Here is a 25,355-nt window from a genome sequence, read left to right on the forward strand (position 1 = left end):
CCTCTCCCTGTGGGAGAGGGTTCCCCAGTAATTTTTTTACCGAAAGCGACGAATGTTGTTTCAGGAAAATAAATGACTTACAGCGACGCCCTGGTCCGGCTGTAAATCGCTGAGGCGTTTCCTGCAGGCCGGGGCGAGGCGCATGGATGCGCCGAGAGGGCGGCTTTACAGGGACGTTACATCCGCCCGTCCCCGATAAGCCGGAAGGAATAAGCCGAAGGCACCGCGAAGCGGCGATTTACCGCCGGGAGCCCGGGTCGCCAGGGCGGCGGCGATTGAGCCGCCCTGGCACGTTCACAAGTCATGCCGTTACAGAGTAGCAAGGAACATAAAGTGAACGGAATGACCTCTACAGCCATATGTTCCCCCTCACCCCAACCCTCTCCCTCAAGGGAGAGGGGGTCCTCCGTGCAGGTATTATTTTATGGGGATCCCTCAGCCCTGTGGGAGAGGGTTGGGGTGAGGGCACCAGCGCGCACCTGCCCTTACTCAATATCTTTGAAAAAGATTGACAGTTTTCCTTGCTAACAATCGCCAACCGTCACGTTTATGATGCTCTCCATCGACAGCAAAGACGCGGTATCTACCCGAATTTGCAGACAAATAATGTTCAGCCGCTGATGTGGTTTCCTGGAGAGTAAAATGAAAAAATTAGAAGATGTTGGTGTACTGGTAGCACGTATTCTGATGCCAATTCTGTTCATCGTTGCAGGTTGGGGCAAAATCACCGGTTATGCGGGTACCCAGCAGTATATGGAAGCCATGGGCGTTCCGGGCTTCATGCTGCCACTGACCATTCTGCTTGAGTTCGGCGGCGGCCTGGCGGTACTGTTCGGCTTCCTGACCCGTACCACGGCGCTGTTTACTGCGGGCTTCACCCTGCTGACGGCGTTCATCTTCCACAGCAACTTTGCTGAAGGCGTGAACTCCCTGATGTTCATGAAAAACCTGACCATTGCGGGTGGCTTCCTGCTGCTGGCTGTCACCGGCCCGGGCGCATACAGCATCGACCGCGTTCTGAATAAGAAATGGTAAGCACGCTATACTGAATAAACACAAAGCGAGGAGACCTCTCCTCGCTTTTGCTATCTGACGGAGGAGAAAAAAATGGGACAACTCGTAGACGGCGTCTGGCAGGATGTCTGGTATGACACCAAATCCACCGGTGGACGCTTCAAGCGCTCTGTTTCGGCCTTCCGTAACTGGCTTACCGCCGATGGTGCTCCCGGCCCGAGTGGCGAAGGTGGCTTTGCGGCCGAGAAAGATCGTTATCACCTCTATGTTTCCCTCGCCTGCCCGTGGGCGCACCGCACGCTGATTGTGCGCAAGCTGAAAGGCCTCGAATCCTTAATTCCGGTGTCGGTGGTGAACCCGCTAATGCTGGAAAACGGCTGGACGTTCGACCGTGATTTCCCTGCTGCGACGGGTGATGAACTGTATCATCACGATTTCCTCTACCAGCTTTATCTGCGCGCCGACCCGCACTACACCGGGCGCGTCACCGTACCGGTTCTGTGGGATAAGAAAAACCAGACGATTGTCAGCAATGAGTCTGCGGAGATCATCCGCATGTTCAACACCGCCTTCGACGCCCATGGCGCGCGCGCCGGGGATTACTATCCGGTTGAGCTGCGAGACAAAATCGATGAGCTGAACAGCTGGATTTACGACAACGTTAATAACGGCGTTTACAAGGCCGGTTTTGCCACCAGCCAGGAAGCCTACGACGAAGCGGTTGGAAAAGTCTTTGAATCTCTTGAGCGTCTGGAGCAGATCCTCGGCCAGCACCGCTATCTGACGGGCGATCGTCTGACGGAAGCGGATATCCGCCTGTGGACGACGCTGGTTCGCTTTGATCCGGTCTATGTCACCCACTTTAAGTGTGACAAACACCGCATCAGCGATTATCTGAACCTGTATGGTTTCCTGCGCGACATCTACCAGATGCCGGGAATTGCCGAAACGGTCGATTTTGACCATATCCGCACCCACTATTTCCGCAGCCACAAAACCATTAACCCGACGGGTATTATCTCCATCGGGCCGTGGCAGGATCTGAATGAACCCCACGGGCGCGACGTTCGTTTTGGATAAATATTAAGGGCATCGTGAGATGCCCTTTTTTAATTCACAATCTCCATCTATCCTTACCTCGATCGCTTAGAAAACAAGTGATTGACTGATAAATGAGGCAAGGAAATGGATTGGTATTTAAACGTACTGCGCAACTACATTGGATTTGGTGGCCGCGCGCGCCGCAAAGAGTACTGGATGTTCATTCTGGTGAACTTCATTTTTGCTCTGGTGCTGAGCATCGTGGATAAAATTCTGGGCTGGGAGTGGGCGAGTGGGGAAGGCGTCCTTACATCGATTTATGCCATCTTTATTCTTCTGCCGTCCTGGGCCGTACAGTTCCGCCGGCTTCACGACACGGATCGTTCCGCCTGGTGGTTACTGCTGCTGTTAATCCCGGTAGTAGGGTGGATTGTGATTTTAATCTTCAACTGTCAGAGCGGGACGCCGGGTGAAAACCGCTTTGGTCCGGATCCGAAGATCGGCGCGTAAATTTATGCCCGATGGCGCTTAGGCACATCGGGCTTACTCTTTTATTTGTTGTGATGCGCAAAGAGCTTTGGAATTTCTCGCAAACACCATGATTTCGCTTCGCCCATGCTGTCGCGACGCCACGCCATAATGATATCCACTTCGCTGGTGTACTCCGGGCTGACGACGCGCAGACGCCCTTCAGCAATGTCTTTTTCAACAAACGGATACGGCATAGTCGCCACGCCCAATCCTGCCAGCAATGCCTGGCGCTTATCTTCCAGCGATGTGACCGTCAGACGCGGCTGTTTATCCAGCAACTGCACCGTTAGCACCGGACGTTCACGCGCGGTATCCGCAACCGCCACGCCCCTGTACTTCACGCGCGTCACTTCAGAAAGCGGCTCCGGCTCCTGGTGAATCGGGTGATTTGGCGCGGCAACGTAAACGTTCATCACGCTGTAAAGTTTGCGGGAGTTGATCTCAGACGATGAACGGAAGTGCATATCCGGCGCAATCACGATATCCGCCCTGCCCGTCTCCAGACGCTCCCATGCGCCTGCCAGCACCTCGGTGATGATTGAAAGCTGCGTGTTCGCTTTGTCTGCCAGCCTGTCCACCAGCGGGAATAACGCCTCGGTAGGCACCAGAGCCTCAGTGACCAGCGTCAGGTGGGTTTCCCAGCCGCGTGCCAGCGCCTCGGCGTCCGTCGTCAGTTTATCCGCCGCTTCCAGCAGTACGCGACCACGTTCCAGCAGCATCCGTCCAACGTTCGTGAATTTTGTTCGATGACCGGAACGGTCAAAGAGCACCACGTCCAGCTCTTCCTCCAGCTTTTGCATGGTATAGCTGAGCGCAGACGGAACGCGCCCCAGTTCATCTGCCGCGGCGGCAAAGCTGCCACGCCTGTCAATCGCGTCCATGACGCGAAGCGCCTCAAGCGTCAATGCTCTCTCTTTAGCCATCTCGTTCTCATTCAGGAAATTTGAACATACCGGGCAGAATATCTGGCTAACAATGAAGCGTCCATACCTTTACCATTGTTTTAGTGTAAAGAGAGGTCAAGTTTATGATTACGACAAGAACAGCTAAACAGTGCGGACAAGCCGATTTCGGTTGGCTGAAGGCCCGCTACACCTTTTCCTTTGGACACTACTTTGACCCTAAACTCCTCGGTTACGCTTCACTGCGCGTGTTAAATCAGGAAGTACTCGCCCCGGGCGCCTCCTTCCAGCCGCGTACGTATCCGAAAGTCGATATCCTGAACCTGATCCTGGAAGGCGAGGCAGAATACCGCGATAGCGAGGGCAATCATGTCCAGGCAAAGGCTGGCGAAGCGCTGTTAATTTCCACGCAGCCTGGCATTAGCTATAGCGAGCATAACCTCAGCAAAGACAAAACGCTGACCCGCATGCAGCTGTGGCTGGATGCCTGCCCTGAGCGGGAAAATCCGCTGGTGCAAAAAATCGATCTGCAGAGCGAAAAGCAACAGCTTATCGCTTCTCCGGACGGGAGCAAAGGCAGCCTGCAACTGCGTCAGCAGGTGTGGCTGCACCATATCGAACTGAAGAAAGGTGAACAGGCGAGCTTTCAGCTTCATGGCCCGCGCGCCTACCTGCAATCGATTCACGGTACGGTGCATGCGGTAACGCACACGGAAGAGAAAGAGGCGCTCACCTGCGGCGACGGGGCATTTATTCGTGATGAAGCGAATATTACGCTGGTGGCCGATACGCCGCTGCGTGCGCTGCTGATTGATTTGCCGGTGTAGAGAATGCCCTCACCCTAACCCTCTCCCACAGGGAGAGGGAACCGATCGAGCCCCTGAACTCGCTACACCTTACTCGCCATAATCTCAATAATCTGCCGGTCCGTTGCCTGCATTGAGCGGCACGCTAACGCGCACAGGTTCGAGATAGACTGTTCCACATCGTGCGCCACAATCCCTTCATTTCCCGTCACGGCAGACTCATCCAGCGCCATCATCACCGCTTTCCAGGCACTGCTGACGCTGGTTGAGACTTTCATCGCGCAGCTGTTGGATGCACCGTCGCAAATCATCCCGCTGACGTCACCGATCATGCTGCTGATGGCCATCGCGATCGTTTGATAGTTTCCCCCCATCAGCCAGGCCATGCCGGCTGCCGCCCCCATCGCTGCCGTTGTCGCAGCGCACAGCGCCGACAGGCGGGGAAGCTGGGCGTGGATATAGATCGCCGAAAGATGGGACAGCATCAGCGCTCTGGCCAGCCGTTCCTCATCAGCCTGAACGTGCTCCGCCACAACCACTACCGGCATGGTGGCGGTGATCCCCTGATTGCCGGATCCTGAATTGCTCATTGCCGGAAGCGTAGCACCGCCCATTCGGGCGTCAGAGGCCGCGCTGGTGCGGATAACAATGTCCGAGCCAACATCCTTCGCCATCCATCCGCGCGTACGCTGCTTATTCAGCGTCGCGCCAATATGCAGCCCCCATTTTCCGCTCAGCCCTTCACGAGAAAGGGCATCGTTAAGCTGCCCCGCCTGCAGAATAAAGCGGATCGCCTCACACGGAACCTGCTCCACGAACGTGAGGATCGCCGACAGCGTGGTGTGAGAGAACACCTCCAGCGGATCGTCACCCGCCTCTCCCGGCTGTTCATCACGGATGAAGCGTGTTTCGCCCTCACAGACCACCTCCACCACGCGAGTATGCCCGCCTGCGATGGTCACCATGGCCGAGGCCTCTCCGGCATAAACACAGGCGCGCGAATAGAGGATTTCCTCGCACGGCACCTGCAGTTTCACCTGGACCTGACCCGCATTGAGCAGGGCTTTGGCGCGTTCCAGCGCATCGGCTGACGCCTCTTTTAGCACCTCCAGCCCGGCGCGGGCATTCCCGCCCGTCGCTCCCAGCGCCGCCGCAATGGGTAGCCCGACCATGCCGGTGCCGGGTACCGTTACGCCAAGCCCGTTTTTCATCAGATTGGGCGATACCCATGCTTCAATGCGCGTTACCTCACCGGGCAGGTGCTCAGCGGCTATCGCACAGGCCAGCGCCAGAGAGATGGGTTCAGTGCACCCCAACGCAGGTTTAACCTCTTCCTGCACCGCGCGAATAAAATGATTCCATAAAGGGTTAGTTTGCTCAGACATCGTTACGACCTTAATTGCTCCTCAGGAGAATGCGAGGAAAGGAGAAACACAAAGCAGCAGCCCGGTAATGATGATAATCACCAGTGATACGCCTTTATATTTATGCAGGGCGGGTACCTTGTAGACCAGCCATGCAGGGATCAGACAGCCCACCATGCCGAAGATGGGGCTGCAAATAGACGTGAAGCTCAGCACCGGCGCGTTTAATACAATCGCGCTCCAGGCCAGCAGGATGGCGAACAGCATAATCCCACGCTGGACGGTGTTTTCATTGATTTTCTCTGCCGGCATTTTGCGACGCAGAATGTTCATCACGATGCCCTGCGTGGCCTCGCGAAAGCCAAGATAGACGCCGAAGAAGGCCGTCATAACAGCAAAGATATTGAGGATCACGCTGACGATTTTGACCCAGCCCGCACCCTCTCCGCTGATAAACTGCGCCGCAATCGCCAGGGCAGAGATGTTCTGCTCATAGGCTTTTACCGCTTCATCGTGCCCCATCGCCAGTGTGAAGGAGACGGCGTAGAAGAATACCGTCACAAACAGCACGCCAAAGGCGATATTCATGGCCCGCAGCGCTTTATGACGCGCCACCTCAACGGACTTTTCCCGTGAACGGTAGGAGATCACCATCGGGCTTAAGGTCTGAATAAACAGAATTGAGGTTAAGGTAAAGGGAAGCGTAATGATGGCATTTTTAATCAGCAGCCCCATCGGCGGCAGCATGCCTACGTTGGCTAAATGCCAGAGGCCAATCATCGACAAGCCCAGCGCGGCAACCACAAATAGCTTGGTCAACACCATCAGGCTGGAGACTTTAAACAGCAGCTTTTCACCGCGGGAAGAGATGGCCACCAGAATACAGATCAGCACTAACCCGTAGAACGGGTTTTCTGAGAGTAGCCCGTCGGTAACGCCAAAGGTCTGCAAATAAGAGGCGCTGTCGTTGGTAATGGCGGTGGAATAGACAAACATCCAGATGACCAGCATCACAAAATAGAGTGCGCCTAATAAGATGCCCCAGTTTTTCCCGAGATATCCGCTAATGACGCTCGGATAATCTTTGCATTCCGGTGATTCCGCCAGCGTATTAATAAACAGGCGCTGGAATAAATACATCGCCGGATATCCAATCACGGACGAGAGCAAAAAGACCCACAGCCCCATTAATCCGACCTGCACCGGGAGAAAAACAATCCCCGCGCCGATGGCCATCCCGATACTCATGATGACCCAGCCCGTATCGGTACTGTCGAACTTGATCGCCTCGCGCCATTCGCTCTCACGCATTCTCGCCCGCCTTGCCGCGGGGGAATCATTCACAATCACACTGCTGTTTGTAGCCGTATCCATAAGGCACTCGCTTTTTTGTAGGGTAACTGATTAATTTTTATAGGTTTCCGTTCGCCAGCGATGGCGAGTCAGAGAGTGCAGGTGCTTGTTGTTAGTGAGAGAAAATCATAGCCGGAGAGAGGGAGAAAAAAGTCACAAAATAAATAGGGCTTTTCTAATACTGGAGGAAGATTTGCTTTTGAAATACTCAATAAGGTGGATATTTTCTAAACGTGATGGCATTCACGAAATTAAAAGCCTCCCCAAAGGGGAGGCCCGCCTTAGCCTGGATTACATTACCTGCGTAAACGTCCTTGAAATCACATCCTGCTGCTGCTCACGCGTCAGGGCATTAAACCGCACCGCATACCCCGAAACGCGGATCGTCAGGTTCGGGTAATTTTCCGGGTGCGCAATGGCGTCCAGCAGCATTTCCCGGTTCATGACGTTGACGTTCAGATGCTGCCCGCCCTCGATGGCTGTTTCGTGGTGGAAATACCCGTCCAGCAGCCCCACAAGGTTGGTTTTGCGTACCAGCTCATCCTTGCCCAGCGCCTGCGGCACGATGGAGAAGGTGTAAGAGATCCCATCCTTGGCGTAGGTGAACGGCAACTTGGCAACCGAGGTTAACGACGCCACTGCCCCTTTTCTGTCACGTCCGTGCATTGGGTTGGCACCCGGCGCAAACGGCGTGCCGCCCCGGCGTCCGTCTGGCGTGTTGCCGGTCTTCTGGCCGTACACCACGTTCGAGGTGATGGTCAGGATCGACTGGGTCGGCACCGCGTTACGATAGGTTGGTAACGCCTGAATTTTCTTCATAAAGCGCTCCACCAGGTCACAGGCGATGCTGTCCACGCGATCGTCGTTGTTACCGTACTGCGGATAATCCCCTTCAATGACAAAATCGACCGCCAGACCGGTATGGTCGCGCACCGGTTTCACCGTCGCATATTTAATGGCCGACAGGGAATCGGCGGCCACCGACAGTCCGGCGATACCGCAGGCCATGGTGCGGTAGACGTCCCGATCGTGCAGCGCCATCAGCGAGGCTTCGTAGCTGTACTTATCATGCATGTAGTGAATGAGATTCAGCGCGCTGATGTACTGTACCGCCAGCCAGTCCATAAAGTGATCCAGGCTCGCCATCACGGTGTCGTAGTCCAGCACCTCGTCCAGCAGCGGCGCGGTTTTCGGCCCGACCTGGATCTTCAGCTTCTCATCCACCCCGCCGTTGATCGCATACAGCAACGTTTTCGCCAGGTTGGCGCGGGCACCAAAGAACTGCATCTGCTTGCCGATCACCATCGGGCTGACGCAGCAGGCAATAGCGTAGTCGTCGCTGTTGAAGTCGGCACGCATCAGATCGTCGTTCTCATACTGCAGCGACGAGGTGACAATCGAGACCTGCGCGGCGTATTTCTTGAACGCGATCGGCAGTTGTTCAGACCACAGGATCGTCAGGTTTGGCTCTGGCGCAGGCCCCATGGTGTGCAGCGTGTGCAGGTAGCGGAAGCTGTTTTTGGTCACTAGCGTGCGGCCGTCCAGCCCCATCCCGCCAATCACCTCTGTCGCCCAGATCGGATCGCCAGAGAAGAGCGTGTCGAACTCCGGCGTACGCAGGAAGCGCACCATGCGGATCTTCATGATGAAGTGGTCGATCAGCTCCTGTGCCTGAACTTCATTCAGCCGCCCGGCCTGCATGTCGCGCTCAATGTAGATATCGAGGAATGACGCGGTGCGCCCCAGCGACATCGCCCCACCGTTCTGGGATTTCACCGCGGCCAGGTAGGCAAAGTACAGCCACTGCACCGCTTCCTGCGCGTTCATCGCCGGACGCGAGATATCAAAGCCGTAGTTCGCCGCCATCTGCTGGATCTGCAGCAGCGCACGCTTATGCTCCGCCAGCTCTTCGCGCAGGCGGATCGTCGCCTCCAGATCCTCGCCGCGTTCCAGTCTCGGCTGCAGATCCGCGAACTGCAGTTCACGCTCACGCACCAGATAGCTGATGCCGTACAGCGCCACGCGGCGGTAGTCGCCGATGATGCGCCCGCGTCCGTAGCCGTCCGGCAGCCCGGTCAGTACACCCGATTTACGGCAACGCATCATCTCCGGCGAGTAGACGTCAAACACGCCCTGGTTATGGGTTTTACGCAGGTCGGTAAACAGGTATTCGAACTGCGGATCCATCTCGCGGCCGTAGGCTTCGAACGAACTGCGGATCATGTTGATCCCACCATACGGATGCAGGGCGCGCTTGAGCGGCTTATCGGTTTGCAGGCCGACGATGGTCTCCAGCTCACGGTCGATATAGCCCGGTCCGTGAGCGGTAATGGTGGTGGCGATGTTGGTATCGAAATCCACCGGGGCGTGGGTGGCATTTTCCTGGCGAATCCCCACCATCACCTTTTGCCACAGCGCCGTCGTTGCTGGCGTCGCCTGCGCGAGGAAAGTTTCGTCGCCTTCATAAGGGGTGTAGTTATGCTGAATAAAATCGCGCACGTTAACGGCGTCTTTCCATTCTTCACCGCGAAACCCGGCCCATGCGTCGCTGTAAGGCGCAACGCGCGTATCAATCGTTACTTTCATGAGATTCTCGCTCTGTCAGGCGTAAGCCGCAGCCGGGGTAACCTTCCCAAGACGGAGGGCGTCCAGCGCGATCATTTTTTCTTCATTGGTAGGGATCACCGCACACGCCACGCGGGACGTATCGGCGCTGATGATGCGTTCACCCGCGCTGCCAGGCAGGGCGTTGCGGGTCTCGTCGAGGATGATGCCAAAGACCTTGAGGTGTTCTGCTACCAGCCTGCGGATGAGCGTAGAGTTCTCGCCAATCCCTCCGGTAAACACCACCCCGTCCAGGCGATGCAGCGACGCCGCGTGCCCGGCGATATGCCGTGCAATGCGGTGCACAAAAGTGTTTATCGCCAGCTGCGCCCGCGGATTTCCCTCGCGCCAGGCTTTTTCCAGCGTCCTGAGATCGGCGGAAATCCCGGAGATCCCCAGCAAGCCAGATTCTTTGTTAACCACACGCTCCAGATCCTCGAACGACTGGCCGGTTTGCTGGGCAATCCACGCCATCGCGCCAAAATCCACGTCGCCACAGCGCGTGCCCATCATCAGCCCTTCCAGCGGCGTCATCCCCATCGAGGTATCGACGCTTTTGACATTACGAACCGCGCAAATCGACGCGCCATTACCCAGGTGGGCAATCACTAACCCGCTGTCGTCCGGTGAAAGTCCGAGAAGCGCATGCGCCTGCCCGGCAACGTAGCGGTGGGAAGTGCCGTGAAAACCGTAGCGCCGCACGCCCAGCTCCTCAAAATAGCGGTACGGCAACCCGTAAAGATACGCCTGCGGCGGCAGCGTCTGATGGAAACTGGTGTCAAACACCGCCACCTGCTGAACGTTAGGGAACAGGCGTTCCGCCGCTTCTACACCGCTTAAGTTGGCGTAGTTGTGCAGTGGTGCCAGAGAAGAAACCTGGCGGATCTCGTTGATAACCTGCTCCGTGATAAGGGTCGACTCGCTGAAGCGTTCACCGCCGTGGGCTATGCGGTGGCCAATTAAGGCCACGCTGCTCATCAGGTCACGCTTCTCCAGCTCCAGGGCGATGGCAGCCAGCGCCCCTTCGTAGTCATGGTGAGCCAGTGTGGCTGGCTCACCCCCGTTCACGGAAATAAAGGCTTTTTCAGTGTTGATACCGTCGGCAATGCCCGTCATCAGGGCATCGCAGCTGCTGGCATCGAGCACTGAAAACTTAACAGAGGACGAACCGCAGTTAATAACCAGTACAACCGGAAACTCAATCATGGTGTGACTCCGCTCTTCCTGAGCATTGATTTAGAACAGTTTGTAAACGATATTCAGGATGGTCAGCAGGCCGACAACGGTGACGAAGATGTTCTCAGGTCTGCCCTTATACTTCGCCATTGCCGGGGCTTTGCGGATGGCATACATCGGCAACAGACACAGCAGAGAAGCGATGATGGGTGCTCCCATGGCCTCAATAAGGTCCAGAATGTTCGGGTTGGCATACGCGACAACCCAGGTGGAGCCCATGATGAAGACCATGCTGATGGTGTTCAGTTTGCCCACCGAGACCTTCTTCTTATCGCCCTTGTACCCGAACTTCAGGATCAGGCCGTTCAGCCCTTCCAGCGTGCCCAGATAGTGGCCGAAGAAAGATTTGAAGATTGCGACCAGCGCGATGATAGAGGCGCCGTATTCCAGCACCGTCGCAAACGTCGATTTGGTGCCTGACATCGACGCAAAATGGTTCGCCAGATAAGAGAGCACCGGAATGTTCTGCGCTTTGGCATCAGCCATGTTCTGCGGAGAGAGCGTAAACAGGCAGCTAAAGGCGAAGAACATCACCACGGCGACCATCAGCAGGCTGGCGCGGCCGATGATTCTGGAACATTTCTGCTCGGTGAAGTCTTTACCGAACTCCGGTTCGTACTCTTCGCGCTTGGAGACCACAAACGAGGAGACAATCGGCGAGAAGTTAAAGGAGAAGACCATGATGGAGATCCCCAGCCACACCGTCACCAGTATGCCGTCATGGCCGGTGAAGGCGATATCGCTCAGGTTAACCTGGTCGATCACCGCCGAGTTCCAGTAAGGGATCAGCGACAGGGAAATCAGCACCAGACTGGCGATAAACGGGAACACCAGATAGCTCATGACCTTCACCATCAGGTCTTTACCGAACCAGATCACAAAGGCCATCAGCAGCAGCAGGAACAGCGCCACTACGCCGCGGTTTAGCGCCGGCATCTGGAGCTGGTTTTCCCAGAAGGTCATAAAGGTGTTGGTAATGGTGACGCCGTAAATCCACAGCAGCGGGCAAATGGCGAAGAAGTAGAGGAACGTGATGACCACTCCGCCTGTTTTACCAAAATGCTCCTCCACCGTTTCGGTAATATTGCCGGAAACGTTGCTACCGGACAGGCACAGACGCGCCAGCGCGCGGTGGCAGTAGAACGCAATCGGGAACGCGAGAAGCAGCATCAGCAGGATAGGGATCAAGCCACCGAAACCTGCACGTATAGGGAAGAACAGCACGCCTGCGCCAATGGCGGTACCAAACAATCCCAGCGTCCAGGTGGTGTCTGACTTACGCCAGGAGGACGTTTTTGTCTGGCCAACGATAATGCTTTCAGTGTTGCTCATAGGTCATCCTTATGCGTCAACGAAGCCGGTAATTTGGGAAACACGAGAGAGATCGATATTGCCGCCGGAAATAATGCAGACGGTTTTGCGCCCCTGAATATAATGGTCGAGCTTGCCGCTCAATAACGCCGCGCAGGCCAGCGCCCCCGCCCCTTCGGTCACCACTTTGTTTCGCTGAATTAACGCAATCATGCTGTTACGAATATCGTCTTCGCTGACCAGCACAATGTCGTCGACTAATTCACGAACAATTTCGAAGGTTAATTTACCCGGACGAGAAACGTCGCAGCCGTCTGCTAATGTGCCGGTAACCCGATGGTTAATAATTTCACCTGCCTGATACGACGCCGCCATACCGTGAACATTTTCAGACTGCACGCCGATAATATTAATGGTCGGGTTAATCGATTTTATTGCCGTTGCGATGCCAGCAATTAACCCGCCACCGCCGATCGGCACAATGACGTTATCCACATCGTATAAATCTTCGAGAATTTCGAGGCCGATCGTGCCCTGGCCGGCGATCACTTTCGGGTCATCGTAAGGCGGGATAAAAATACGCCCCTCCATCTCAACGATTTCGCTCACTTTGGCGATCGTGTCGTTGAAGTTCTCGCCGTGCAGCACCACTTCCGCCGAGTAGTCACGCGTGGCGGCAACTTTGGATTTTGGCGCGCCCATCGGCATCACCACTTTGCCGTCGATGCCGAGCATGGCACAGGAAAGGGAGACGCCCTGCGCATGGTTTCCCGCAGAGCAGGCCACAACCCCTTTACGTCTTTCAGCATCGGTCAGCGAGCTTAATTTATTAAACGCGCCGCGAATTTTGAAGGAGCCGGTACGCTGCATATTTTCAAACTTCAGAAAGATTTCACCCTTACAGCGTTCGCTGAGATAATTCGAGCGCGGCATGCCGGTTTTATATATCTTTCCTGTCAGTCGTTTTCTGGCATCCTGAATATCTTCAATGGTTACCGGGAGATCGTAGGTAATATGCATAATATCCTCGTTATAATAATTCATTCTTTTCGGGCAAAGTCAGGGTATCAGAGCACAGCTAAAATAAGCTCTGGGGTGTTTTTCAAAAAATAGGCAGTACTTATTTGGAAATTAATTATTCATCGTCGTCGTTCACTGGTCAGTGACGCATATTGTTTCGCCAGCTCAACTAACACTGACGCTGATTTTTTAATTCTGTAATTTTTTGACCACACGGCGGCATAGCGTGCTACCGGTAATTCATCTTCCACTGGTAGCACAATAAACTGGTCTGAACCGAACGGCGCAATCATGTCGCGGGGGATCACCGTCAGGTAGTCGGCATTGAGGACAAGGTTATAAATGGTGACGACGGAATCGGTCTGGACGATGTTTTCAATACTGATGTGGTTGTCTTGCAGGGTGGTCAGAAGTTCTTTGTAGTAGCCCATGTCGGTTTGCGGCATCACCCACTGCTCATGGGTGAGCGATGCCAGTGTCGTCGGGGCGGTGCACGTTCGTGATTTGCTGGCCACCAGCACAAATTCAGACTCGAACAGCGGCTCGACATGCAGATCCTGCAGCAGCATTTCATCACTCAGCGTGCCGATGGCAAAGTCCAACCGCCCGTCACGAATGGCCGGAAGGAAAGAAGAGAGCTGCGCTTCATACATGGAGACCCGCGCTTTCGGGAATACTTCCTTGAATTTTTTGATCATTTCAGAGAGGAACGTGAAGCCAATCAGCGAGGGATAACCAAACGAGACGTCCATGACGGTGCTGAAACTGAGGCTGTTAATCTCGCTCACCATGTTTTTCATCTCACGGGTGATCGACTCTGAGTACGAGAGCAGAACCTGGCCCGCCGCCGTCAGTTTTACGCCCGTGTTTTTACGCACCATCACTTCCACACCGAAGTAAGATTCGATGTCACTGATAATTTTGCTGACGGCGGGTTGCGTCAGACCCAGTTGTCTTGCTGCAGAACCTATGGAGCCACTTTTAATGACTTCCTGAAATACCACGAGGTGCTGTGTTTTCGGTAGAATAATAGTGTTCATAATATTCTGCGCTTATTTCCCTATGACGGGGTGGATTCTACTCAATATTGTTTCAGGGGGTATGTGCTGTTACTCACAATTTGCCTTTTCGCACCCTTACCAGGAACTACACAACCCCATCAAAAACCTTTTAAATCAATAAAATACAACCAACCAAATACGCTATTACGCTGATATTGATCAACAAAAATGGTGGTAATAAATTTATTTTATGGCGATAACCCGGATAAATTTTGCTGCGTTTAAAAAATCAATAAAGACTATCTTTCAGGCAATTAAAGAACAATAAATAACCATTATTCATGTGAAACATTCTTTCAGTTTTTTGAAATTTACGGGCGTAATTTGACAGAGATTCGGGAAAGAGTGGAATACGTCACACATTCTTAGGGTGAATGTTTTTAATTTCAAAATATGCATATCAAATAAGAAAACATTCGGGATCATCAAGTTAACATTCATAACAAATTAATCATACTCAGAATTCAGGATTTTTTAGCGGTAAATTTTGTGATAACGATCGGGATTAGACAGCAGAGCGGCAATGAATGGAGAAAACAGTGAAATGTGCTTAATGTCGCAAATATGAGAATTGGTGTCGTTTGGGGAGGGGCCGGGTGGCGCTGCGCTTAACCTGCGTACATGCCCCATTAAGCAAAAACCCCGCCGAAGCGGGGTTCTCTAAGAAGTTGAAGCTGACCGATAAGCCGCGTTCTTTCATAGAAAGCGGAGTGGACAGTCATTCATCTCTTTTAGCGCAGATAGCAAAAACCCCGCCGAAGCGGGGTTTTCTAAGAAGTTGAAGCTGACCGATAAGCCGGGTTCTGTCGTGGACAGTCATTCATCTAGGCCAGCAATCGCTCACTGGCTCAAGCAGCCTACCCGGGTTCAGTACGGGCCGTACCATGTGAACCCCTATTTGGCCTTGCTCCGGGTGGAGTTTACCGTGCCACGGACTGTTACCAGCCGCGCGGTGCGCTCTTACCGCACCCTTTCACCCTTACCTGATCCCACTTGCGTGGGCCATCGGCGGTTTGCTCTCTGTTGCACTGGTCGTGGGTTTCCCCCCCAGGCGTTACCTGGCACCCTGCCCTATGGAGCCCGGACTTTCCTCCCCTCCGCCCGTCTCCACCCGAAGGTGGACGACGACGAAGCGGCGACTGTCTGGTCAGCTTCGGCGCGCAGTATAGTGGGTTTGCACGCCGCTGTCACCCTTGGTTGTAGGGAAGCAGAAATTAACGGGAGACTTCCACCTTCGCCAGTTTTTCGTAGTAGCACGCAATGGCACTGTGGTCAGCGGTGCCCAGGCCATCGGCACGTAGCGCCTGCATCATCTCCATGACGGCGGCGGTCAGCGGCAGTTGGGCCCCTACGCCGTGTGAAGTGTCCAGCGCGTTAGCCAGATCTTTAATGTGCAGGTCGATACGGAAACCGGGTTTGAAGTTACGATCCATCACCATCGGCGCTTTAGCGTCCAGCACCGTGCTACCCGCCAGCCCACCGCGGATCGCCTGGTAAACCAGATCCGGGTTGACGCCCGCTTTGGTGGCCAGAGTGAGCGCCTCCGACATGGCGGCAATATTCAGCGCCACAATCACCTGGTTTGCCAGCTTGGTTACGTTACCCGCGCCAATCTCCCCGGTGTGCACCACGGAACCGGCCATCGCTTTCATCAGATCGTAGTATTTGTCGAAAATCGCCTTATCGCCGCCGACCATGACCGACAACGTGCCGTCGATGGCTTTCGGTTCACCGCCGCTCACCGGGGCATCGAGCATCTCGACGCCTTTCGCTTTCAGCGCCTCGCTGATTTCCCGGCTGGCCAGCGGTGCGATGGAGCTCATGTCGATCAACACCAGGCCCGGCTTCGCGCCGTCGATAATGCCGTTCTCACCCAGCGCGACCTCTTTAACATGTGGAGAGTTTGGCAGCATGGTGATAATGACATCGCACTGCTCTGCAATGGCTTTGGCTGTGGTGGCGGTTTCTGCGCCAGCCGCCATCACTTCGGCCACGGCCTGCGAATTATGGTCTGAAACCACCAGGGAGTATCCTGCTTTGATGAGGTTTTTACTCATTGGTTTGCCCATAATGCCGAGGCCAATAAAACCCACTTTCAGCGTCATAATCTGTTTTCCTCAAGATGGTTATTTTTTAAAAGCGTCCGCTAATTTCTGCGTCGCAGAACGGAATACGCCGAGGTCGCTGCCGACGGCAACGAAGGTCGCGCCCCACTCCAGATAGCGGCGTGCGTCTGCTTCAACCGGCGCCAGAATGCCACACGGTTTGCCGTGCGCTTTGGCGCGGGCAAAGATGTGCTGAATGGCGCGCTGCACATCCGGGTGACCCGCATTGCCCAGGTGCCCAAACGCGGCCGCCAGATCGCTTGGGCCGACGAAAATGCCGTCCACGCCCTCGGTGGCGGCGATGGCATCCACGTTATCGACACCCTGCTGACTCTCAATCTGTACCAGAATGGTGATGTTGCTGTTGGACTGCGCAAAGTAGTCCGGTACGGTGCCAAACATGTTGGCGCGATGCGAAACGGAGACGCCGCGGATCCCTTCTGGCGGATAGCGTGTTGACGCCACGGCCTGTGCCGCCTCCTCCTGCGTTTCAACAAACGGGATCAGGAAGTTATAGAAGCCGATATCCAGCAGGCGCTTGATGATCACCGGCTCGTTCGTGGGGACGCGGACCACCGGCGCGCTCTGGCTGCCTTTGAGCGCCATCAGCTGCGGAATAAAGGTGCTGATATCGTTCGGCGCATGCTCGCCATCAAGCACCAGCCAGTCGAACCCCGCCAGACCCAGCACTTCGGTACTGATTGGGTTTGCCAGTGCGGACCAGCATCCAATTTGAATCTGGTGCGCCGCAAGCGCCGCTTTAAATTTATTTGGGAAGATAGCGTTATTCATCGTATTTACCTTTTTAATTCCGCAGCCCTGGTCAGTATATTTATTACCAGCGTTATATTTATTCTCTATTTCCGCGTGATAAAATCGTCATTCAGTATAATGGCCACTTCCCGGCAGCACATTGTTTTAATGCTCAAGTGTTACGCTCTTTTTCAATAATATTTTGAGCATATGCACAAACCACTGGGCGCTGATGCACAGAATCAGCCATTACTGGTTCGGGAGCGATCGCGATCACATTCTCACGCTCTGTCTCCTGACATGCTCTATTTTCGCAAGCTGCGTTTTTATTTTTGCCATAAGAAAATTGGCTGTATTTATTATCAGATTCTTTGCTGGAGAATATTGAACAATGGCCGACATTGAAATTCGACAAGCGTTGCCGACGGCGTTCTATATAAAAGTTCACGACACGGATAATGTGGCAATTATTGTGAACGACAATGGCTTAAAAGCCGGAACCCGCTTCCCGGATGGTCTGGAGCTGATTGAACATATTCCGCAGGGGCATAAAGTGGCGCTGGTGGATATCCCGGCCCAGGGTGAAATCGTGCGTTATGGTGAAGTCATTGGCTATGCCGTCCGTGCCATTCCGCAAGGCAGCTGGATTGATGAGTCTCTGGTTGAGCTGCCAGAAGCCCCACCGTTGAACACCCTGCCGCTGGCGACCCGCGTCCCGGAGCCGCTGCCACCGCTGGAAGGGTACACCTTTGAAGGCTATCGCAACGCAGACGGCAGCGTTGGAACCAAGAATCTGCTCGGCATTACCACCAGCGTTCACTGTGTGGCAGGCGTGGTGGATTACGTGGTGAAACTCATTGAGCGCGATCTGCTGCCAAAGTACCCGAACGTTGATGGCGTGGTGGGGCTGAATCACCTTTACGGCTGCGGCGTGGCGATCAATGCCCCTGCGGCCGTGGTGCCAATCCGAACTATCCACAATATCGCTCTGAACCCGAACTTTGGTGGCGAAGTGATGGTGATAGGCCTGGGTTGTGAAAAACTACAGCCTGAGCGCCTGCTGCAGGGCACCGAGGATGTAAAAGCCATTCCGGCCGACGAGGCCAGCATTGTACGTCTGCAGGACGAACGCCACGTTGGTTTCCGTTCGATGGTTGACGATATCCTTGAGGTTGCAGAGCGTCATCTGGCTAAACTCAATACGCGTCAACGTGAGACCTGCCCGGCTTCCGAGCTGGTGATTGGTACACAATGTGGCGGCAGCGATGCGTTTTCCGGCGTGACCGCCAACCCGGCGGTGGGTTATGCCTCCGACCTGTTTGTTCGCTGCGGGGCCACGGTGATGTTCTCTGAAGTGACAGAAGTGCGAGATGCCATTCATCTGCTCACGCCACGCGCCATCAACGAAGAGGTGGGCAAACGCCTGCTCGAAGAGATGGCCTGGTACGATAATTACCTCGATATGGGAAAAACCGACCGCAGCGCCAACCCGTCCCCGGGGAACAAAAAAGGGGGCCTGGCGAACGTGGTGGAAAAAGCGCTCGGCTCTATCGCCAAATCCGGTCAAAGTGCCATTGTAGAAGTCCTCTCGCCGGGCCAGCGTCCAACGAAACGCGGCCTGATCTACGCGGCAACCCCGGCCAGTGACTTTGTTTGCGGCACCCAGCAGGTGGCTTCCGGTATTACGGTGCAGGTCTTTACCACCGGACGCGGTACGCCGTACGGCCTGATGGCGGTGCCTGTTATTAAAATGGCGACCCGCACTGAGCTGGCTAACCGCTGGTATGACTTAATGGACATTAACGCAGGCACCATCGCCACCGGGGAAGAGAGCATAGAAGAGGTAGGCTGGAAGCTGTTCCACTTTATTCTGGATGTGGCGAGCGGCAGGAAGAAAACCTTCTCGGACCAGTGGGGGCTGCACAATCAGCTGGCGGTGTTTAACCCGGCACCGGTGACGTGATAGCCCCTCACCCTGCCCTCTCCACAGTGGAGAGGGTAAAAACCGCACCGAGCAGTCCCCTCTCCCCTGTGGGGAGAGGGTTAGGGTGAGGGGAGAAACTACCCTTTCACCAACACCACATCGATCCCGCTTTTACGCAACCCATCCAGGCTCTCCGCCGGAATGCCTTCGTCGACAATAATCATATCAATCCGTTGTGTATCAATGATTTTATGCAGGCTCGAGCGGTTAAATTTGCTGGAGTCGGTCACGACAATAATACGCTCTGCCACTTCGCACATCCGGCGGTTGAGGCGCGCCTCGTCTTCGTTGTGCGTGCTCACACCGCGATCAAGATCGATGGCGTCAACGCCCAGGAACAAAAGATCGAAGTGATAATTCTGCAATGACTGCTCCGCCTGGTCGCCATAGAAGGATTGCGACTGACGGCGCAGATGCCCGCCTGTCATCAGCAGTTCCACTCCTTCCGCTTCCAGCAAAGCGTTCGCGACGTTCATGCCATTGGTCATGGCAATCACATCCGTGTGCTGGCGCAGCATTCGGGCAATTTCAAACGTTGTGGTACCCGAATCCAGAATGATGCGATGCCCTGGCTTTACCAGTTCTGCGGCAACTTTCGCGATGCTGCGCTTCACGGCAGTATTCAGCGAGCTTTTATCTTCAACGGAGGGTTCAACGCCCGGCACATTGCCTTCGCAAATCAACGCGCCGCCATAGGCACGAACGGCGATACCTTGCTTCTCTAGAAAAGCCAGATCGTTGCGGATCGTTACCGTCGACACGCCGTATAAATGGGAAAGATCGTTAACCTGTACGCTTCCCTGCGCCCGCAACCGCTGAATGATCTGCTCTCGCCTTTCACTGGTGCCGGTGATGCGCTTTTCCGCGGAGGAATCAGTGCTGCTCATACGCGATCCTTTATAAATAAACTTTCGTTTCATTTCGTTTTGCCTATTAAGGCCTTTCTTTTAGGGGAATGCAAGCCCCATCTACCGTTCTTACCCCCCCCTTCCCGACGCTGAAACCTTTCATTGCGTTTCTTTTGTGAAACAGATCGGAAAACTATTATCTTTCGTTTTATTTTTATACCACCATAATGCAGTATCAAATGAAACAAAACGAAAGATGAATGCCATCACCATCCGAAATGGAGAGGAAAGTGAAACATCTGACTGATATGGTGGAACAACATAAACGGGGGAATACAAACGGGATTTATGCCGTCTGTTCCGCACATCCATTAGTACTTGAAGCTGCAATTCGTTACGCCCATTCGCAACAAACGCCGCTGCTGATTGAAGCCACCTCAAACCAGGTCGATCAGTTTGGCGGTTACACCGGCATGACGCCCGCCGACTTTTACGGGTTCGTCCGCAAACTGGCGGACTCTCTTGGCTTCCCCGCGTCACAGCTGATCCTCGGCGGCGACCACTTAGGGCCAAACCGCTGGCAACACCTGCCCGCGCAGCAAGCGATGGCCAATGCTGACCATCTTATCAAAAGCTATGTCGCAGCCGGGTTCAAAAAGATCCACCTCGACTGCAGTATGTCCTGCGAGGATGATCCGGTTCCTTTGACCGACGCGATCGTCGCCGAACGCGCGGTACGTCTGGCGAAAGTCGCCGAACAGACCTGCCGTGAACAGTCTGGTGAATCCGATCTCGTCTATGTCATTGGCACTGAAGTCCCTGTGCCGGGTGGCGCACACGAAACGCTTACCGAGCTTGAAGTCACCACGCCGGACGCGGCTCGCGCGACGCTTGAGGCGCATCGTCATGCGTTCGAAAAGGAAGGGTTAGGTGACATCTGGCCACGCATTATTGGCCTGGTGGTTCAGCCTGGCGTGGAGTTCGACCATGCGCACGTCTGTGACTACCAGCCGCAAAAAGCCCATGCCCTGAGCACCATGGTTGAAGACTACGATACGCTGGTTTTTGAAGCGCACTCTACCGACTACCAGACGCCACAGGCGCTTCGCCAGCTGGTAAAGGATCACTTCGCCATTTTAAAAGTCGGCCCGGCCCTTACCTTCGCTCTGCGTGAGGCACTCTTTGCGCTGGCTGCCATAGAAGAAGAGCTGCTGCCAGCGAAAGCCAGCTCGGGCCTGCGTCACGTGCTGGAAAACGTGATGCTCGATCGGCCGGAATACTGGCAAAGCCACTACCATGGCGACAGCAACGCACGCCGCCTGGCGCGTGGCTACAGCTACTCTGACCGCGTACGCTACTACTGGCCGGACAGCCAGATTGACGATGCCTTTGAACGTTTGGTGCGTAACCTGGCGGACGAACCGCTACCGTTGCCGCTGATTAGCCAGTATTTGCCGTTGCAGTACAGCAAAGTTCGCGAGGGGGCTCTCAAGTCAACGCCGCGAGAACTCATCATCAACCACATTCAGGACATACTTCAGCAGTACCACGCCGCCTGCGAAGGCGTAACGACTCAGCATGCATAATTAAAAAGAGGAAAAAGCTATGCCAAACATTGTCTTATGCCGAATTGATGAACGTCTGATCCACGGTCAGGTGGGCGTGCAATGGGTGGGGTTCGCGGGGGCGAACCTGGTACTGGTCGCGAATGACGAGGTGGCAGAGGATCCGGTTCAACAGAACCTGATGGAAATGGTGCTCGCGGAGGGGATCGCCGTGCGTTTCTGGTCATTGCAAAAAGTGATCGACAACATTCATCGCGCCGCTGACCGCCAGAAAATTCTGCTGGTCTGTAAATCTCCCGCTGATTTTCTGAAGCTGGTTGAGGGGGGCGTGCCCATCACCCGTATCAACGTAGGAAACATGCACTACGCCAGTGGCAAACAACAAATTGCCAAAACGGTATCTGTAGACGCGGACGATATCGCCGCCTTCAACGGCCTGAAAGCGGCCGGGGTGGAATGCTTCGTTCAGGGCGTTCCAACAGAGACTGCTTTGGATCTCTTTAAACTGCTTTGAGGGATTCACAATGGAAATCAGTCTGTTGCAGGCTTTCGCGCTGGGGCTTCTCGCCTTTATCGCGGGTCTGGATATGTTTAATGGCTTAACACACATGCACCGTCCGGTCGTACTCGGGCCGCTGGTTGGCCTGATCCTTGGCGATCTGCACACCGGGATTTTAACCGGCGGGACGTTAGAGCTGGTCTGGATGGGTCTGGCACCGCTCGCGGGCGCACAGCCGCCAAACGTCATTATCGGCACCATCGTCGGGACCACGTTTGCCATCACCACAGGCGTGAAACCGGATGTCGCCGTCGGGGTCGCCGTGCCGTTTGCCGTCGCGGTACAGATGGGAATTACCTTCCTCTTCTCGGTAATGTCCGGCGTGATGTCCCGCTGCGATCGCATGGCGGCTAATGCAGATACCAACGGCATTGAACGGGTTAACTATCTGGCTCTGCTGGCACTTGGCCTCTTCTATTTCTTGTGCGCATTTCTGCCCATTTACTTTGGTGCGGAGCACGCGAAAACCGCCATTGATGTGCTGCCGGAGCGCCTGATTGATGGCCTTGGCGTCGCGGGCGGCATCATGCCTGCCATTGGCTTTGCCGTGCTGCTCAAAATCATGATGAAAAACGTCTACATCCCCTACTTCATTATCGGTTTTGTCGCCGCGGCCTGGCTCAAGCTTCCGGTTCTGGCGATTGCCGCTGCCGCGCTGGTCATGGCTTTGATAGACCTGATGCGCAAATCACCTGAACCGGTAGCACCTGCAGCCCAGAAAGAGGAATTCGAAGATGGCATCTAATCACACAACATTACCGGGCGTGTCTGAAAGCGAAGAGACGCTGCTGACCGGCGTCAATGAAAACGTCTACGAAGACCAGAGCATCGGTGCCGAACTGACCAAAAAGGACATCAACCGCGTCGCCTGGCGTTCTATGCTGCTGCAGGCCTCATTCAACTATGAACGTATGCAGGCCTCCGGCTGGCTTTATGGGTTACTGCCTGCGTTGAAAAAGATCCATACCAACAAGCGCGATCTGGCACGCGCCATGAAAGGTCACATGGGGTTCTTTAATACCCACCCGTTCCTGGTGACCTTTGTTATTGGCATTATTCTGGCGATGGAACGCTCCAAACAGGATGTAAACAGTATTCAGAGCACCAAAATTGCCGTCGGTGCCCCGCTTGGCGGCATTGGTGACGCCATGTTCTGGCTGACCCTGTTGCCTATCTGCGGCGGTATTGGTGCCAGCCTGGCGCTGCAAGGTTCGATTCTGGGTGCGGTGGTGTTTATCGTGCTGTTTAACGTGGTGCATCTCGGCCTGCGTTTTGGCCTGGCGCATTACGCTTACCGGATGGGCGTCGCAGCCATTCCGTTGATCAAAGCCAATACTAAAAAGGTCGGCCATGCGGCTTCCATCGTCGGGATGACGGTAATCGGTGCGCTGGTGGCAACCTATGTTCGTCTCAATACCACACTCGAAATCAAAGCCGGGGATGCGGTCGTTAAACTGCAGGCTGACGTTATCGATAAGCTAATGCCTGCGTTTCTGCCGCTGGTCTACACCCTGACCATGTTCTGGTTAGTGCGTCGTGGCTGGAGCCCGCTGCGGCTGATTGGTATCACCGTGGTGCTGGGAGTTGTCGGTAAATTCTGTCACTTCCTGTAAAAACAAAGAGGTTGCGATGTTAGGCATTATTTTGACGGGTCACGGTGGATTTGCCAGCGGGCTTGAGCAGGCTATGAAGCAAATCCTCGGCGAGCAGCCGCAGTTTATCGCCATCGATTTTCCGGAAACCTCCACCACCGCGCGGCTGACCGCGGAGCTTGAGCAGGCGGTGAGCGAGCTCGATGCCCGGCACGATATTGTGTTCCTTACCGATCTGCTGGGCGGGACGCCGTTTCGCGTTGCTTCTACGCTCGCTATGAAAAGACCGGGCAGCGAAGTGATCACCGGCACCAACCTGCAATTGCTGCTGGAGATGGTGCTCGAACGTGAGGGTCTGAGCAGCGAAGCGTTTCGTCGGCAGGCGCTGGAGTGTGGTCACCGCGGTCTGACGAGCCTGGTAGATGAGCTTGGCCGCTGTCGCGAGGAAGCGCCCGCTGAGGAAGGGATATGAGTCAGCTACTGCGCGCGCGGCGGGTACTGACCGAACAGGGCTGGCTGGATGACCACCAGCTTCGTATCGAGAACGGCGTTATCACGGCGATTGAACCTGTCCTTGCGGGGGTTAACGCTCGCGATGCCGGGCAGCTTTGTCCGGCGTACATCGATATTCACGTTCATGGTGGCATGGGTGTGGATGTGATGGATGACGCCCCCGATGCGCTGGACGTTTTGGCTCTTCATAAAGCACGTGAAGGCGTCGGGGCATTTTTGCCCACGACCGTCACCGCGCCGCTGGAGGCGATTCACGGCGCACTCACGCGGATCGCCCGACGCTGTCAGTCAGGCGGCCCTGGCGCGCAGATTCTGGGCAGCTATCTGGAGGGCCCGTACTTTACGCCGCAGAACAAAGGGGCGCATCCGCCTGCACTGTTTCGTGAACTGGATATCGCCGAGCTGGACGCGTTGATTGCGGTATCGCAAAACACGCTGAAGGTGGTGGCACTGGCACCGGAAAAGCCCGGCGCGCTACAGGCCATTCGCCACCTGAAGCAGCGGGGTATCCGTGTGATGCTGGGCCACAGTGGCGCCACGTACGAGCAAACCCTCGCCGCCTTTGACGCCGGTGCAGACGGACTGGTGCACTGCTTTAACGGTATGACGGGGCTGCATCACAGAGCGCCGGGTATGGTCGGTGCCGGGCTGACGGACAAACGGGCGTGGCTGGAGCTTATTGCCGACGGTCATCATGTTCATCCGGGCGCCATGCGTATATGCAGCTGCTGTGCGAAGGACCGCGTGGTGCTGATTACCGATGCCATGCAGGCGGCAGGTATGCCGGACGGGCGGTATATGCTCTGTGGCGAAGAGGTCACAATGCACCACGGCGTAGTGAAAACCGCCTCCGGCGGGCTGGCGGGAAGCACGCTGTCGCTGGATGCCGCCGTCAGGCATATGGTGGAACATGCGGGTGTGACAGCAGAAGAGGCTATTCATATGGCTTCGCTGCATCCTGCCCGCCTGCTGGGCATTGATCATCAGCTTGGCTCCTTAGCGCCAGGGAAACGCGCCAATATTATTGCGCTGGATGACGGTTTACACCTTCAGCAGATCTGGATTCAGGGCCAGGCTCTCCCCCTTTAGCCCTTTTATTGTGTCTCCTTTTGGCTTTACGGCGCCAAACCGTAAGGCCTTTCTTTTCCTTTCCTTAATATTATCCTTTCCTTTCGCGATCACACTTTTCGTTT

General features: G+C 55.1%; 22 protein-coding genes and 1 other RNA gene. 11 read left to right on the top strand and 12 right to left on the bottom strand.

Going from position 1 to position 25,355, the window contains the following annotated elements; genetic code table 11:
* Window positions 1-642 precede the first annotated feature (642 nt).
* From M8370_RS06675 to M8370_RS06685, 3 genes are all read left to right on the top strand, one after another.
* Entirely contained in the window at window positions 643-1,035 is a 393-nt protein-coding gene (locus M8370_RS06675) for a DoxX family protein (RefSeq protein ID WP_013098869.1), read from the top strand.
* A 72-nt stretch (window positions 1,036-1,107) separates the two neighbouring features.
* Window positions 1,108-2,094 carry a glutathione S-transferase family protein gene (locus M8370_RS06680; RefSeq protein ID WP_020689387.1) on the top strand — a complete coding sequence of 329 codons (987 nt, stop codon included), beginning with the start codon at window positions 1,108-1,110 and terminating at the stop codon, window positions 2,092-2,094.
* A gap of 105 nt (window positions 2,095-2,199) precedes the next feature.
* Window positions 2,200-2,565, top strand: coding sequence for a DUF805 domain-containing protein (locus M8370_RS06685; RefSeq protein WP_013098871.1), 366 nt, complete (start codon window positions 2,200-2,202; stop codon window positions 2,563-2,565).
* A 41-nt stretch (window positions 2,566-2,606) separates the two neighbouring features.
* On the opposite strand, the gene M8370_RS06690 is transcribed toward M8370_RS06685, so the two are convergent.
* Complete coding sequence (locus M8370_RS06690) at window positions 2,607-3,509, bottom strand: LysR family transcriptional regulator (protein WP_014885334.1); 903 nt, start codon at window positions 3,507-3,509, stop codon at window positions 2,607-2,609.
* Between the two features lie 104 nt (window positions 3,510-3,613).
* Here M8370_RS06690 and M8370_RS06695 point away from each other — a divergent pair, with 104 nt between their 5' ends.
* Window positions 3,614-4,315 carry a pirin family protein gene (locus M8370_RS06695; protein ID WP_250020689.1) on the top strand — a complete coding sequence of 234 codons (702 nt, stop codon included), beginning with the start codon at window positions 3,614-3,616 and terminating at the stop codon, window positions 4,313-4,315.
* A 62-nt stretch (window positions 4,316-4,377) separates the two neighbouring features.
* Here M8370_RS06695 and M8370_RS06700 read toward each other — a convergent pair whose 3' ends face one another.
* The 10 genes from M8370_RS06700 to garL all read right to left on the bottom strand — a co-directional run bounded on the left by M8370_RS06700 (window position 4,378) and on the right by garL (window position 17,140).
* Window positions 4,378-5,679, bottom strand: a complete 1,302-nt coding sequence (locus M8370_RS06700; RefSeq protein ID WP_250020690.1) for an L-cysteine desulfidase family protein — start codon at window positions 5,677-5,679, stop codon at window positions 4,378-4,380.
* 21 nt (window positions 5,680-5,700) lie between these two features.
* On the bottom strand, window positions 5,701-7,032 hold the full coding sequence (locus M8370_RS06705) for an SLC5/6 family protein (RefSeq protein ID WP_100168355.1): 1,332 nt from the start codon (window positions 7,030-7,032) through the stop codon (window positions 5,701-5,703).
* A gap of 270 nt (window positions 7,033-7,302) precedes the next feature.
* Window positions 7,303-9,597, bottom strand: a complete 2,295-nt coding sequence (gene pflB, locus M8370_RS06710) for a formate C-acetyltransferase (RefSeq protein ID WP_062728975.1) — start codon at window positions 9,595-9,597, stop codon at window positions 7,303-7,305.
* Window positions 9,598-9,612: 15 nt separating this feature from the next.
* The gene (gene tdcD, locus M8370_RS06715) at window positions 9,613-10,821 is read right to left on the bottom strand and encodes a propionate kinase (protein ID WP_250020691.1); all 1,209 of its coding nucleotides are present in this window, start codon (window positions 10,819-10,821) and stop codon (window positions 9,613-9,615) included.
* Window positions 10,822-10,851: 30 nt separating this feature from the next.
* A complete protein-coding gene (gene tdcC / locus M8370_RS06720) occupies window positions 10,852-12,183 on the bottom strand; it encodes a threonine/serine transporter TdcC (protein ID WP_013098878.1) in 1,332 nt (443 codons plus the stop codon).
* 9 nt (window positions 12,184-12,192) lie between these two features.
* On the bottom strand, window positions 12,193-13,182 hold the full coding sequence (gene tdcB, locus M8370_RS06725) for a bifunctional threonine ammonia-lyase/L-serine ammonia-lyase TdcB (protein ID WP_161670284.1): 990 nt from the start codon (window positions 13,180-13,182) through the stop codon (window positions 12,193-12,195).
* A gap of 119 nt (window positions 13,183-13,301) precedes the next feature.
* The gene (gene tdcA, locus M8370_RS06730; protein WP_038983586.1) at window positions 13,302-14,222 is read right to left on the bottom strand and encodes a transcriptional regulator TdcA; all 921 of its coding nucleotides are present in this window, start codon (window positions 14,220-14,222) and stop codon (window positions 13,302-13,304) included.
* Window positions 14,223-15,019: 797 nt separating this feature from the next.
* An RNA gene (gene rnpB, locus M8370_RS06735) (RNase P RNA component class A) lies at window positions 15,020-15,398 on the bottom strand.
* Between the two features lie 59 nt (window positions 15,399-15,457).
* Entirely contained in the window at window positions 15,458-16,348 is an 891-nt protein-coding gene (gene garR, locus M8370_RS06740; protein ID WP_013098882.1) for a 2-hydroxy-3-oxopropionate reductase, read from the bottom strand.
* A gap of 21 nt (window positions 16,349-16,369) precedes the next feature.
* A complete protein-coding gene (gene garL, locus M8370_RS06745; protein ID WP_013098883.1) occupies window positions 16,370-17,140 on the bottom strand; it encodes a 2-dehydro-3-deoxyglucarate aldolase in 771 nt (256 codons plus the stop codon).
* Between the two features lie 352 nt (window positions 17,141-17,492).
* Between garL and garD the strand changes: the two genes are divergently transcribed.
* Window positions 17,493-19,064: a galactarate dehydratase gene (gene garD / locus M8370_RS06750; RefSeq protein ID WP_250020692.1), complete on the top strand. Its 1,572-nt coding sequence runs from the start codon at window positions 17,493-17,495 to the stop codon at window positions 19,062-19,064.
* A gap of 98 nt (window positions 19,065-19,162) precedes the next feature.
* Here garD and M8370_RS06755 read toward each other — a convergent pair whose 3' ends face one another.
* Window positions 19,163-19,972 carry a DeoR family transcriptional regulator gene (locus M8370_RS06755; protein ID WP_013098886.1) on the bottom strand — a complete coding sequence of 270 codons (810 nt, stop codon included), beginning with the start codon at window positions 19,970-19,972 and terminating at the stop codon, window positions 19,163-19,165.
* A gap of 239 nt (window positions 19,973-20,211) precedes the next feature.
* On the opposite strand from M8370_RS06755, the gene kbaZ reads away from it, so the two are divergent.
* From kbaZ to nagA, 6 genes are read left to right on the top strand one after another with little or no spacing between them, the layout of a single operon-like run.
* The gene (kbaZ, locus tag M8370_RS06760) at window positions 20,212-21,519 is read left to right on the top strand and encodes a tagatose-bisphosphate aldolase subunit KbaZ (RefSeq protein ID WP_250020705.1); all 1,308 of its coding nucleotides are present in this window, start codon (window positions 20,212-20,214) and stop codon (window positions 21,517-21,519) included.
* A 19-nt stretch (window positions 21,520-21,538) separates the two neighbouring features.
* Window positions 21,539-22,012 (top strand): PTS N-acetylgalactosamine transporter subunit IIB, encoded by a 474-nt coding sequence (agaV, locus tag M8370_RS06765; RefSeq protein ID WP_013098888.1) that lies wholly within the window; start codon window positions 21,539-21,541, stop codon window positions 22,010-22,012.
* 10 nt (window positions 22,013-22,022) lie between these two features.
* Window positions 22,023-22,802, top strand: coding sequence for a PTS N-acetylgalactosamine transporter subunit IIC (agaW, locus tag M8370_RS06770; RefSeq protein WP_250020693.1), 780 nt, complete (start codon window positions 22,023-22,025; stop codon window positions 22,800-22,802).
* Entirely contained in the window at window positions 22,792-23,670 is an 879-nt protein-coding gene (gene agaE, locus M8370_RS06775) for a PTS N-acetylgalactosamine transporter subunit IID (protein WP_013098890.1), read from the top strand. Before agaW ends, agaE begins: the two co-directional genes overlap by 11 nt.
* Window positions 23,671-23,686: 16 nt before the next feature.
* Window positions 23,687-24,121, top strand: a complete 435-nt coding sequence (gene agaF, locus M8370_RS06780) for a PTS galactosamine/N-acetylgalactosamine transporter subunit IIA (RefSeq protein WP_029883376.1) — start codon at window positions 23,687-23,689, stop codon at window positions 24,119-24,121.
* Entirely contained in the window at window positions 24,118-25,251 is a 1,134-nt protein-coding gene (gene nagA / locus M8370_RS06785) for an N-acetylglucosamine-6-phosphate deacetylase (RefSeq protein WP_250020694.1), read from the top strand. Before agaF ends, nagA begins: the two co-directional genes overlap by 4 nt.
* Window positions 25,252-25,355 lie beyond the last annotated feature (104 nt).

This window comes from Enterobacter cloacae complex sp. OE43NF, from assembly GCF_023544405.1.
In the GTDB taxonomy this organism is placed as follows: Bacteria; Pseudomonadota; Gammaproteobacteria; order Enterobacterales; family Enterobacteriaceae; genus Enterobacter; species Enterobacter cloacae.